Origin of the sequence: Mycobacterium sp. ACS1612 (assembly GCF_001667505.1) — a bacterium.
Lineage (GTDB): Bacteria > Actinomycetota > Actinomycetes > Mycobacteriales > Mycobacteriaceae > Mycobacterium.
Genome location: NZ_LZHZ01000049.1, coordinates 21229 through 33666, shown reverse-complemented (window position 1 = coordinate 33666; position 12438 = coordinate 21229). Strand labels below are relative to the sequence as shown.

General features: G+C 65.3%; 10 protein-coding genes. 3 read left to right on the top strand and 7 right to left on the bottom strand.

What is annotated here, in order from left to right:
* The first annotated feature begins 105 nt into the window (after window positions 1-105).
* Window positions 106-1869: a long-chain-acyl-CoA synthetase FadD6 gene (fadD6, locus tag A5724_RS19705; protein WP_067805775.1), complete on the top strand. Its 1764-nt coding sequence runs from the start codon at window positions 106-108 to the stop codon at window positions 1867-1869.
* Between the two features lie 20 nt (window positions 1870-1889).
* Here the strand turns inward: fadD6 and A5724_RS19700 are convergent, their stop codons facing one another.
* The 7 genes from A5724_RS19700 to A5724_RS19670 form a co-directional block, all read right to left on the bottom strand.
* Window positions 1890-3281, bottom strand: a complete 1392-nt coding sequence (locus A5724_RS19700) for a wax ester/triacylglycerol synthase family O-acyltransferase (protein ID WP_067805771.1) — start codon at window positions 3279-3281, stop codon at window positions 1890-1892.
* 517 nt (window positions 3282-3798) lie between these two features.
* The gene (locus A5724_RS33215; protein WP_082965150.1) at window positions 3799-4698 is read right to left on the bottom strand and encodes a wax ester/triacylglycerol synthase domain-containing protein; all 900 of its coding nucleotides are present in this window, start codon (window positions 4696-4698) and stop codon (window positions 3799-3801) included.
* A 178-nt stretch (window positions 4699-4876) separates the two neighbouring features.
* A complete protein-coding gene (locus tag A5724_RS19690; protein ID WP_067805765.1) occupies window positions 4877-5662 on the bottom strand; it encodes an SDR family NAD(P)-dependent oxidoreductase in 786 nt (261 codons plus the stop codon).
* Window positions 5659-6954, bottom strand: coding sequence for an acyl-CoA dehydrogenase family protein (locus tag A5724_RS19685; protein ID WP_067805761.1), 1296 nt, complete (start codon window positions 6952-6954; stop codon window positions 5659-5661). The genes A5724_RS19690 and A5724_RS19685 overlap by 4 nt, the downstream gene beginning before the upstream one ends.
* Before the next feature lie 13 nt (window positions 6955-6967).
* On the bottom strand, window positions 6968-7735 hold the full coding sequence (locus A5724_RS19680) for an enoyl-CoA hydratase/isomerase family protein (protein ID WP_067805758.1): 768 nt from the start codon (window positions 7733-7735) through the stop codon (window positions 6968-6970).
* Window positions 7736-7740: 5 nt separating this feature from the next.
* On the bottom strand, window positions 7741-8916 hold the full coding sequence (locus A5724_RS19675; protein ID WP_067805755.1) for an acyl-CoA dehydrogenase family protein: 1176 nt from the start codon (window positions 8914-8916) through the stop codon (window positions 7741-7743).
* Window positions 8916-9908, bottom strand: a complete 993-nt coding sequence (locus A5724_RS19670) for an acyl-CoA dehydrogenase family protein (protein WP_067805752.1) — start codon at window positions 9906-9908, stop codon at window positions 8916-8918. Before A5724_RS19670 ends, A5724_RS19675 begins: the two co-directional genes overlap by 1 nt.
* A gap of 285 nt (window positions 9909-10193) precedes the next feature.
* On the opposite strand from A5724_RS19670, the gene A5724_RS19665 reads away from it, so the two are divergent.
* Together A5724_RS19665 and A5724_RS19660 are read left to right on the top strand one after the other, a co-directional pair.
* A complete protein-coding gene (locus A5724_RS19665; protein ID WP_067805749.1) occupies window positions 10194-11276 on the top strand; it encodes an amidohydrolase family protein in 1083 nt (360 codons plus the stop codon).
* Between the two features lie 19 nt (window positions 11277-11295).
* Window positions 11296-12438, top strand: coding sequence for an amidohydrolase family protein (locus tag A5724_RS19660; RefSeq protein WP_067805747.1), 1143 nt, complete (start codon window positions 11296-11298; stop codon window positions 12436-12438).

Below are 12438 nucleotides of genomic sequence, written 5' to 3'. Positions count from 1 at the left end.
CGGTCGACGCACGCGAAAGGAACTGTTGGAGACCTGGGCCGCGGGGTACTCGCTGGTGCATGACAATCCAGTGGTCCTTTTCGACCGCGCGCGGGGTTAGACCTCATGGCTGAGGACACCGTCGGGCTGAAAGACATCGCCGAGGGGCTACCCGGTCTGTTGAAGGACGCACCCGCCATCATTCGCGGTGTGCTGACCGGTCTGCCTGTGCATCGGTCGGTCAAGATGTCGATCGGCAAGGTCTTCGCCGACCGCGCCGCGCGGTATGGCGATCGCGTGTTCATCAAATTCGACGATGAAATCCTGACCTACCGCCAGGCCAACGAGACGGTCAACCGGTACGCAGCCGTGCTGGCCCGACGTGGCGTTCGGCACGGCGACGTCGTGGGCATCATGCTGAAGAACTCGCCGCGTGTGGTTCTGCTGATGCTCGCGGTCGTGAAGCTCGGCGCGGTCGCCGGAATGCTTAACTTCAACCACCGCGGCAAGGTGCTCGCGCACAGCGTCGAGGTCTTGAACGCCAAAGTCATGCTCGCCGACGAGGAGCTACTCAAAGCCGTCGACGAAGCCGACGGGCAGATCGCCGAATCGATCACGGCCGATGAACTGGAGCGGCTGGCGGCGGACGCGCCGACCGACGATCCGTTGGCCGCCTCGTCTGTGCGGGCCAAGGACAAGGCCTTCTACATCTTCACGTCGGGAACCACCGGCGCGCCGAAGGCCAGTGTGATGACGCACTACCGGTGGCTGGGCGCGCTTGGGGGGGCTGGTGCCTTTGGGATGCGGTTGAAGAGCAGCGACACGCTTTACTGCTGCCTGCCGCTGTACCACAACAGCGCGCTGACCGTGGCGGTGGCAGGAGTGCTCAGTGCCGGTGCCACTCTCGCGTTGGGCCGCTCGTTCTCGGCGTCCAGGTTTTGGAACGAGGTCATCCGCTACGACGCCACCGCGTTCGTCTACATCGGCGACATCTGCCGCTATCTGCTCAACCAGCCAGAGAAGGACACCGACCGCCAACACAAGGTGCGGCTGATCGCCGGCAATGGGCTGCGCCCCGACATCTGGGAAGAGTTCACCACGCGATTCAACATTCCACGCGTCTTCGAATTCTATGGGGCCAGCGAAGGCAACACCGGGTTCGTCAACGTGTTCAACATCCCCAAGACCGCCGGCATCTGTCCGACGCCGGTCGCGTTCGTCGAGTACGACCCCGAGATCGGCGAACCGGTTCGCGACGAGAAGGGGCGGGTGCACAAGGTGCGCGGCGGCAAGCCGGGCCTGCTGTTGAGCAAGGTCAGCAACATTCAGCCGTTCGAGGGCTACACCGATGCTGAGGCGACCGAGAAAAAGTTGGTGCGCAACGCTTTTCGGGACGGTGACGTGTGGTTGAACACCGGGGACCTGATGCGTCCACAGGGCTGGCGACACGCCGCTTTCGTCGACCGGCTCGGTGACACGTTCCGGTGGAAGGGCGAGAACGTCGCGACGACCGACGTCGAGGCGGCCGTGTCGGAAGACCCGTCCGTCGAAGCCGTCACAGTCTTCGGGGTGCAGGTGCCTGGCACCGACGGGCGCGCCGGAATGGCGGCCATCGTGTGCCGACAAGGAACGGAATTTGACGGCAAGTCGTTGGCCAACACCGTGTACCAGCACCTGCCCGGCTACGCGGTGCCGTTGTTCGTGCGGGTCCTCCATTCGCTGGAGCAGACCTCGACGTTCAAGAGCAAAAAGGTCGATCTGCGCGACGAGGGCTTCGGCTCCGATATCGACGATCCGCTTTACGTCCTGGAAGGCCGCCAGGATGGTTACGTGCCTTACTACGACGAGTACCCCGATGCGCTGGCGGCCGGCTCACGGCCCAAGGGCTGACAACGCCCGAACGGGCGCGCTCAGTCGGATGCCGCGGTACCAGCGAGTTGCTCGAGTTCGCTTAGTGCGGGTTCAATGCCGTCGGCCAGCTCGTCGATGTCGTTGGCGATTTCGGGGGTGGTGACGAACCCGAAGTCGATCGATCCGCGGTAGCTGAAGCAGGTGATGTTGAGCCCGACGTCCATCACCAGCGGACCGATGGGCAACAAAGTTTCCAGGACCGCCCCGGCCATGTAGATAGGAAAATCCGGCCCGGGCACGTTGGAGACCACCAGGTTGATCGGCGCGACGTTTTCTCCGATCCGGCTGGCGGTGTATGCGCGCGCGGCCAGTGCGAGTAACCCGGGAGGCGTGATTTCGGTCAACCCCATGATCTGGTGAGCAGTGAGCGCTTTGGCCATCGTCTTGGCACCCTTCGCGCTGGCGTGGATCGCTTTGAGCCGCTCACTGGGGTCCGCAATATCGGTGGGAAGACTGACAGTAGTCGAGGTGATTTGGTTGCCCACTGCAGTATCGTCGCCGCGCGTGGACACCGGAATCTGTGCAAGCAGTGACCGGTCGGGCAGCTCCCCGCGGTCCAGCAAGTAGCTGCGCAGCGCCCCGCACACCATCGCGAGCACCACGTCGTTGACCTTAACGCCGAACGCGTCCTTGACCGCCTTGACCCGATCCAGTGGCACCCGGCTCCCGCTGACGCGCCGGTGCGGCGAGATCGAGGCATTGAAGCGCGTGGTCGGTGCGTCGAAGTAGCGGGGCGGCTTGTCAGACAGCCCGAACACCGCCAACTGCTGGCGTACGGTCTGCTCGACCATGCGCAGCACCCGGTAAGGCGTCATCACCGCGAGGTTGAACATTCCACCGAGCGCACGCAGCTCCAACCGCGGCATGCCCACACCGACCAACGACTCCGTGGGCGCATCCGCCGGCGGGCGCGGTTCGGGCGTGGCGTCGAGCAAGATCTCACTAAGCCCGGCGCCGGAAACGCCATCGATGAGAGCGTGGTGCATTTTCGTCAGGATGGCCACGCGGCCGTGTTCGACGCCCTCGATGAACCAGAGCTCCCATAGCGGTCGGGCGCGATCCAGTTTGTAAGACATCAACCGGCCGACGAGGTCGTCGAGTTCCTTGCGGCCCCCCGGGGCGGGCACCGCGATCCGGCGGATGTGAAAGTCGATGTCGAGCTCGGCGTCCTCGACGAACCATGGGCGGTCTAATCCCAGTGGCGCACCGGCCACCCGATAACGGAGCTGCGGCACTTCGGGCAGCCGGCTGGCCAACAGTTCGCGAACCGCATCGAATGAGAAATCGGGGGCGTTCGACGGGTCGCAGATCACCAGGCCGCCGACGTGCATGTGCCAGCCCGGTGTCTCTGCAAACCAGAACGCCGCATCAACGCTGGAGAGCCGCTTCATCTCCCCAGCCTAGAAACAACGGCGCAGCGGCAGGTCGACAATTGCTGTACTGGGGCGCAACGACAACCGCGGCGCTTAATGTGAGGCCGGGGACGTGCCTGACACAGTGTTTGTCAGCACATCGCTCACTACCTGTGGCGCTGCGGTTTCCGCGCGCTGGCGGGTCCGAGGGTTAGTCCGCGCAGCCCCGCGCCGGTGTTGCGGTCGATGACGCCGCCTGTTGGGAACACGTCGAAATCGCGAGGCCGGCCTGACGTCGGCGTCAACCTTCGGCAGCGCATGGTCAACCTGCGCGGGCGACTCGACGGCCCGCCTCGGGTACGGCGGTTCATCCCGACCTCGGACCATTTGGGTCGACGGAGTTGTCGGCCGTGATGCGGCAGCGGCGGGAATACCGGTTTAGCGCTCGATCCAGTGGCTGACGCGCAGGCAACGCCGGCGCGTTCGCCACGCAGCTACTCAACCGCTGACTGGTCTGAACGCGCATTGACGCACAAGGCTTTACGGCCACCAAGCCTCAATCGCCGTCACCGCGGCTGCGATACTGGAACCATGTACGTCGCTGTCCAGCAACAAGCTTCTGTTCATGGCAGGCGCTGAGCGGAATCGCTAACCAGGAGTGGCCTGGGGCATTGCACTCTCGATCCGGGTATGCGCGTCGGCAAAGCCCGCGCCCCGGCGGATTTCGATGAATGCGCGGATCATCGCGTCGGTGACATTGTGTGGATCGTCGAGTGTTCGGCCATCGGCGAGAACCTAGATCCGGATCTCGACCGCGCCCCTGCGCCCGGCGCCGCAGCCGATATATGCCCACGACCCCGTCGCCCACCACGCCCGGCAGCTTCCTAAGCCGGCGGAGGTCGTGTCGCCTGGCGGCTCTGATCAATTCCGTCGCTGACGGCGGCGGCGTGCGCCGCGAGTCCGTGCCACTCTCATCCACGGGTCGGTCAGGCCATTCCATCCCGCGCGCCATCAGATTCGCCAAGGCCACACCGTCAGCGAGCGCATGGTGCACCTTGCCGATCACCGCGACCCGGCGATCGGCCAGTCCTTGGGCGTAATGGATCTCCCACAGCGGGCGGCTGCGATCCAGCGGCGTGCTTGCGATCGCGCCGATCACCTCATCCAGCTCGCGCCGGCCACCGGGAGCTGGCACCGTCACGGGACGAACGTGGTAGTCGAGGTCGGCGCGGGCGTCTTCGCGCCACACCGGACGCTGCAGCGGGAAGCCGGCCAACTGATAGCGCAGCGGCTCAAGGAGAGGCAGGCGGCGGCGCAACGTCTCCCGGAACACCTCGAAGGTCGGCTCACCCTGGAAGTCTGAGATATCCACAACTGCCACTTTCAGCATGTGCTGGTGCACGTTGGGGGTCTCGCTGTACAAGAGCAGCGCATCCCAGCCACTGAGTCGCTTCACGGCAGGCCGTCCGAAGTCCTGACGCGGCTCAGCGGACTGGTTGCGTTGAGCTGCAACGCTTTCGATAGCGGAGCGAATGGACAACCCGATGCCCGCGTCACGGGGAAGTCCGGGCCTTCGGACACCTCATCAGTGACCCCCTCCTCGAAGCGGCGTACGCGCCTGGCGAAATCAAACCTCAACTCAGCCAGCCGATCTTCCGCAGGAACGTCTGAGTATGCGCGATGTGACCGGTGAGCACCTTGGGGTCACCGGTGCACAATATGACCGCCGTCTCGGTGATCAGCTCGATATCCTCGGTATCGATCTTGGCGAGGTCCAGGGTGCCCGCACCGGGGGTGGCCACCGGATTGGTCGGCGCCGCGGCGTTGACGGCGATCCCGTCGTCGAACAGTTCGGCGGCAAGGCTTTTGGTGAGCCGATTCAGCGCGGCCTTGACGGTTCCGTAGATGCCGAAACCGGCGGTGCGGTCGAATTCCGAAAAAGGAGGACCCTCCGGCAGATCGGCGCCGACCGACGTCACGTTGAGCACCCAGCCGCGACCGCGCTCGCGCATCGCGGGTATCGCCAGCTGAGTCAGGTGCAGGGGCGCCAACACGTGCATCTCCGTCATCAACCGCACCCGCCGCTCCGGGAACTGGTCGAGCGGACGCAGGAATGTGACGGCGGCGTTGTTGACCAGGATGTCGGGCGGCCCGACGGCGTCGACCACCTCGTTGAAGAGACGTTGGCGGTCCTCGGCGTTGGACAGATCGGCTTGGACCGCGACGGCGCGGCCTCCCGCGGCTTCGATCTCCGCCAATGTCTGGCTTAGGGAGCCTTGATACTTGGGGTCAGGGTGCAGCGTGCGCGCGGTCAGCGCGACCGTTGCGCCCTCCGCGGCGAGCCGTTGCGCGATCGCTTTGCCGAGCCCCCGGCTGGCGCCGGTCACCAGGGCCACCTTGCCCGCACACGACGACGTCATGACCGGTTGATTCCGGCCAGCTTGCCGGCGAATTTCGCTTCGGCGGCCGCGCGCAGCCGAAGCAGGTGTTCCGACGGGAACATGTCGGGGGCGGGCTTGCAATCCTTGAGGAGCAGCCGGGCCAGCGTCACCTTGTGCACCTCGGTCGGGCCGTCGGCCAGCCCGAGCACGAAGGACTCGACAAGGTATGACACGAACGGCATTTCGTGTGTCGTGCCGAGCGAGCCGTGCAATTGCAGCGCGCGCGACGAGACGTCGTGCAGCACTTTCTGCATCATCGCCTTGACCGCGGAGATATCGGCACGCACCGCCTTGTAGTCGTTGTGCTGGTCGATCTTCCACGCGGTCTGCAGGGTGAGCAGACGGAACGCCTCGATCTGCATCCACGAGTCGGCGACCATCTCCTGGACGAGTTGTTTGTCCGACAGCATTCCGCCCTGCGTGTACCGCGACACCGCCCGTTCGCAGATCATGTCGTAGATGCGCCGGACCAGGCCGACGGTCCGCATCGCGTGGTGAATCCGGCCGCCGCCCAACCGGGTCTGGGCCACCACGAACGCGCCACCGCGGGGCCCGAGCATGTGATCCGCAGGCACCCGGACGTTCTCGTAGCGGACATATCCCTCACGGCCGCCGCCCAGCGGCTGATGTCCCAGCCCGACGTCGCGCAGCACGTTGATGCCGGGCGTCTCACCCGGCACCACGAACATCGAATAGCGTTCGTAGGGCGGCGCGTCCGGATCGGTCATCGCCATCACGATGATGAAGGACGCCATTGACGCGAACGACGAGAACCACTTCTCGCCGTTGATGATCCAGTGGTCGCCGTCCTGGGTGGCGGTGGTGGTGAACACTTTCGGGTCGGCGCCGCCCTGCGGTTCGGTCATCGAAAAGCACGACACGATGCGGTTGTCCAGCAGCGGTTCCAGGTACCGCCTCTTGAGTTCGGGCGTGCCGTAGTGGGCCAGGATCTCGCTGTTGCCCGAATCGGGAGCCTGGGATCCGAAAACGACGGGCGCGCACTCCGACCGGCCCAGGATCTCGTTCAGCAGAGCCAGTTTGACCTGGCCATAGCCGGGACCACCCAAGTGTGGGCCGAGGTGGGTGGCCCACAGGCCGCGGTCCTTGACGATCTTCTGAAGCGGCGGAATCAGCGCTTGGCGCACCGGGTCGTTGAGATCGTGTGACTCCTTGACGATCAGGTCGATCGGTTCGCATTCCGACCGGACGAAGCCCTCCACCCATGCGAGTTGTTCGGCCCACTCGGGGTCGGTCGAGAAGTCCCACGCCATTGTTCGTCCCCTCTCAACGCTTCCGTCGTGCCGCAGCCTCGTCGGTCGCGTGGGTGAGCACCTGATTGCGGTTCTCCAGTTCCATGGCCGCGTCCGGGCCGGTCGCGTCGGTGTTCACCTGCAGTGCACGCTTGGTCATCTGCACCCCCAGCGGCGCGAGTTCTGCGATGCCAGAGCCCAATTCCAGCGCACGCTGCAGCAGACGCTCCGGTTCGACCAGTTCGCTGACCAGACCGCGTCGGTCAGCTTCGGCCGCGGACACCGTGCGACCGGTCAGCATCCAGTCGGCGGCGACGCTGGTGCCGACGATCCGGGGCAGGTGGTAGCTCATGCCCATTTCAGCACCGGACAGGCCGAGCAGGATCGCGCCGTTGCCGAATGCGGCCGCCGTCGAGCAGATCCGGATGTCAGACGCCAGACACAGCGCGAAGCCCGCACCGACGCACGGCCCGTTGACGGCGGCGATGACCGGCTGCGGTAAATGCCAGATGGCCTGCGGCAGGGCCGCCATCGCTTCCTGGAACCGTAACCGGTCGATCGCCGGGTCCGTCGCCTCGATCGGGGTCGGCCCGAAATCGCGCACATCGATGCCCGAACAGAACCCGCGGCCCGCGCCGGTGAGCACCACGACGTGGACGGATGCGTCTGCACTGATCGTTGCGAAGGTCTGCGTGAGTTCGTCGCGCATCACCTCGTTGATCGCGTTGAGCCGCTGCGGCCGATTCAGTTGTAGCACAACCACACCGGGCCGAGGCCGGTCGAGGAGCAGCGTCTCGGTCACCGGATTCAGCGCCGCGGCAGGCCCAGTACCTGGGTGGCGATGATGTTGCGCTGAATCTCAGAGGTGCCGCCCGCGATGGTGCCGCCGAAGCTGCGGGCATAGCGCTCGAACCAACTGGCGAAGTAGTGGTCGAGGTTCATATGCGCGTAGGGGCCCGACGTCGACGGGTGGGTGAGCCCGTCGGCTCCCGCGGCGGTCAGCGCGTTCTCCATTGCCTGCCGTTCCGCCTCGGAGCCGAACAGCTTGAGCACCGACACCGATGCGGTGTCCATCTCACCGCGCGCCGCGCGGGCCAGCGCCGCCGACCCCATTGCCCGCAGTGCCTGATAGTCCATGATCGTGGTGGCGTACTGATCGCGTTCCAGCGCGGTGCGCGGCCGGAAGTCCGCGATCATGTTGTCGATCCGGTCGGCGAACCCGAGCCACATCATGGTGCGCTCGTGGCCGAGGGATCCGTTCGCCACCGCCCAGCCGCCGTTGAGCGGCCCGACGAGGTTCTCGGCGGGCACCAGGGCGTCGGTGAAGAACACCTCGTTGAAGTCCAGGTTGCCCTGCCCGGTCATATCGGCGAACGGGCGGCACACGACGCCTGGGGTCGCGGTAGGGATGATCAGCGCGCTGATGCCCTTGTGCTTGGGCGCATCCGGATCGGTGCGCACGAACGTCAGCAGGAAGTCGGCGTCGTGCGCGCCCGACGTCCACACCTTCTGCCCGTTGACGACGAAGTGGTCGCCGGCTAGCTGAGCGCGGGTGCGCAGCGACGCCAGGTCCGAACCCGCGCTCGGCTCGCTCATGCCCAGCGACGCGGTCATCTCGCCGCGAAGCACCGGCACCGCCCAGCGGTGCTTCTGTTCGTCGGAGCCGAACGAAATCAGCGATGCGGCAACGATGTTGACGCCCTGCGGGTTGAAGCTGTGGTAGATGCGGCGCCTGCACAGCTCGTCGAGATGCACGAACTGCTGCAGCACCGTGGCGTTGCGGCCGCCGAACTCCGGCGGCTGGGCGGGCAGCAGCCAACCGTTGTCGAACAACAACCGCTGCCAGTCGCGCGCCCACTGCGGCATGTGCGACACCGACTTCGGCCGCTCCAACGTGTCGGCTGCTGAGGGTAGATGCTCGTCGAGGAAGGCCGCGAACTCGGCGCGGAACTCCTCGACGTCGGAATCAAAAGTCAGCTGCATCAGAGGGGCCTGTATTCGTTCGCGATGACGTCCCGGTGTTCGGCCGCGCCGCCGAGGAGCAGTTCGCCTGCCTTGGCCCGTTTGAGTGCGAACTGCAAGTCGTTCTCCCAGGTGAATCCCATCGCGCCGAACAACTGCAGGCCGTGCCGGAACACAAGTGCCTGGCACTCCCCCGCGGCCGCTTTGGCCATCGCGGCGGCCAGCCTCCTGCGCGGATCGTCGGCCGAAATCGTCAGCGCGGCAAAGTAGCACAGCGCACGGGCCCGCTCGATGGCGACGTGCATGTCGACGGCCTTGTGTTGAACGGCCTGAAACGATCCGATCGCGACGCCGAACTGCTGACGCTGCTTGACGTGTTCGAGGACGAGGTCGAGGATCCGCTGGCATGCGCCGACCATGGTGATGGCCATCCCGGCCAGCGCCACATGCCTGGCCCTTTCGGCGTCGACGACGACCCGGTCGGAATCGGACACCTGCAGGCCCGCGAACGACACCTCGGCGATGTGCAGCACCGGATCGAACACCGGGCTTCGACGTGTCACCACTTGGCCGGCGTCGACCAGGAACACCCCCGCTTGGGTGACGACAGCGAGCCTTTCGGCGCGATCGCCGTCGAGCACATGGTGTGCAGTGCCGTCGAGCACCCACCCGTCGGCGTCGCGGCGCGCGGTGACGCCGCCGTAGATCGCGGTGCCGGCCTGCTGCGGATCGAAGCGGTCCCCCGCGAGCGGCGCGTACTGGCTCAGCGTCGCCAAAAACGGCGTCGGATCGGTGGCGCGGCCGAGTTCCTCCAGCAGGATCGTCAACTCGACGGCGTTCTCGGCATCCGTCAGCTCTGTCCAGCCGCCGTCGACGTAGGCCTGCCAGAGCGGTGTCGGGTCGACGCCGTTCTCCGCGACGTCGCGCACCAGGGACGGCGGACACTGCTTGGTGACGGCGTCGCGGACCGTCTCCTGCCACAGCCGCTGATCGGCATCGAACTCCAGTAACACCTAAAGCCTCCCGGGGACGTGATCGCGTCAGGCCGCGCCACGACGAGAATAGCATTCTCATTACGTGTCGTAATCGTTCTCTTGTTTTGACTACCGCATTTCGCGACGGCGATCCCACGCGACTGACCAGCACACACCCTGACCTGGGCGAAGGTAAGCGAAGCGCTGAGAACTGGATTCTTGCTATTGAAGAACAACGCTTTACACTGAGACTATTCGGCGCGCCTCGCGCAGCGCTCGAACGCGCTCACGTCGCCCGGATGACATCGGAGGACAGCTTTGGCGGTGCAGATACAAAACGGGGTCACCATCCCCGTCATCGATGCCAGCGTGCACATCTTCAGCAAGTCGAACAAGGACCTGCGCAGCTTCCTGCGTGAACCGTTCAAGAGCCGCGGCTTCCCCGACTACGAGATGGACTGGTACGGCGCCCCCGGCGGCGAGTACGCCCCGAACACCGACGGAGATCGCCGCTATCCCGGCTCGGATCCCGAGTTCGTCGGCGGGCAGTTGTTCGGCGAACGCGGCGTCGACGTGGCCGTCCTGCACCCGATGACGCGGGGCATCATGCCCGACCGCCACCTCGGCACGGCCATCGCGGCGGCGCACAACGAAATGATGGTGTCGCGGTGGCTGGCGGACAACTCCTATGCCGATCGGTTCCGTGGCACCATCCGGGTCAATCCCGACGACGTCACCGGTGCGCTGCGCGAGATCACTAAGTACGCCGCTCACCCGCGTGTGGTGCAGATCGGTGTCCCGCTGCAGTCACGCGAGTTGTACGGCAAACCGCAGTACTGGCCGCTGTGGGAGGCGGCCGCCGACGCCGGTCTGCCGGTGTCGGTGCACATCGAGGTGGGCGCAGGCGTGTCCTTCGCGCCGACGCCGTCGGGCGTGCCGCGGACGTACGAGAACTACGTCAGCTTCATGGCACTGAACTTCCTGTATCACCTGATGAACCTGATCGTCGAAGGGGTATTCGAAAAGATGCCCACGTTGAAGTTCGTCTGGGCGGACGGGGCCGCCGACCTTCTGACGCCGTTCATCTGGCGGATGGACTGCTTCGGCAGGCCGCACCTCGAGCAGACGCCTTGGGCGCCGAAGATGCCGAGCGACTACCTGCCCGGCCACAGCTACTTCGTACAGGGCGCTATGGACGGGCCCGGTGACACCGAGTTCGCAGGCGAGTGGTTCGGCTTCACCGGCAAGGACGACATGGTGATGTACGGATCGAGCTATCCGCATTGGCAGCTCAACGATTTGTCGGTGCCCGCGGCCTTCACCGACGCCCAACGCGACAAGTTGTGCTGGCGAAACGCCGCGGATCTCTACGGCATAGACGTCGGGGCCGGGGTCGGCGCACAGTGAGGAAGTTGAGGAGGCCACGATGACGGTCACAGTGACAGAGCGCAAACCGGCGGCGGAGCGCGTCGCCGTCCGGTGCGTCGACTCCGATGTGCATCCGGTGCCCAAGAGCGGGGTGCTCGCGCAGTACATCCCGGAACCGTGGCGCAGCAAGTACTTCCTGCCGCGCCGAATTGGTGACCAGATCTATTACGACGCACCGGATTACGCACACGCCTACGCGATGCGCACGGACACCTTCCCCGCCGACGGTGAGTTCGCGGGCAGTGACCCGGATCTGGCGTTCAAACAGCTGATCATGGAGGCCGGCGCCGACATCGCGATCCTGGAACCGGCCGCGTACCCGGCGCGCTTCCCCGAGGTCAATCACGCGATGAGCTGCGCACTCAACGACTGGCAGGACAATCACTGGTTGGACAGCCACAACAACTGGCACGAGCGGTGGCGCGGTTCGATCTGCGTCGCGATCGAGGCGCCCGAAGACTCCGCCCGCGAGATCGAGCGGTGGGCCGGGCATCCCTACATGGGCCAGATCCTGATCAAGGCCGAACCGCGGCCCGCGTGGGGCGATCCCAAATACGACCCGATCTGGGAAGCCGCCACCAAGCACGACATCACGGTGAGTTGTCACCTGTCGCGTAGCCATCACGAGGAGCTGCCGATCCCGCCGGTCGGGTTCCCCAGCTACAACCACGATTTCATGGTGACGTATTCGCTGCTGGCGGCCAACCAGGTCATGAGCATGGTCTTCGACGGCCTATTCGACCGCTTCCCGACGTTGCGAATCGTGTTGGTGGAGCATGCATTCACCTGGATCCTGCCGGTGATGTGGCGGATGGACGCCATCTACGAAGCGCGCAAGTCGTGGGTCGACATCAAGCGCAAACCGTCGGAGTACATCAAGGACCACATCAAGTTCACCACCCAGCCGCTGGACTATCCCGAGGACAAGACGGAGTTGACCCGCGCGTTCGAGTGGATGGAGTGCGAGAAAATCCTGCTGTTTTCGTCCGACTATCCGCACTGGACGTTCGACGACCCACGGTGGCTGGTCAAGCATCTGCCTGAACATGCAAGGGAAGCTGTGATGTTCCGCAACGGCATCGCGACCTACCATCTGCCCGAGACGGTGCCTGCCCTCGAGGGCCAGGTGCGGGTGTTCTGA

Bases quoted from the DNA above. Each gene is read 5' to 3' on its own strand.
- A5724_RS19685 (WP_067805761.1), bottom strand. From the start codon at position 6,954: ATGGCGTGGGACTTCTCGACCGACCCCGAGTGGGCCGAACAACTCGCA.
- fadD6 (WP_067805775.1), top strand. From the start codon at position 106: ATGGCTGAGGACACCGTCGGGCTGAAAGACATCGCCGAGGGGCTACCC.
- A5724_RS19675 (WP_067805755.1), bottom strand. From the start codon at position 8,916: ATGCAGCTGACTTTTGATTCCGACGTCGAGGAGTTCCGCGCCGAGTTC.
- A5724_RS19700 (WP_067805771.1), bottom strand. From the start codon at position 3,281: ATGAAGCGGCTCTCCAGCGTTGATGCGGCGTTCTGGTTTGCAGAGACA.
- A5724_RS19660 (WP_067805747.1), top strand. From the start codon at position 11,296: ATGACGGTCACAGTGACAGAGCGCAAACCGGCGGCGGAGCGCGTCGCC.
- A5724_RS19690 (WP_067805765.1), bottom strand. From the start codon at position 5,662: ATGACGTCGTCGTGTGCGGGCAAGGTGGCCCTGGTGACCGGCGCCAGC.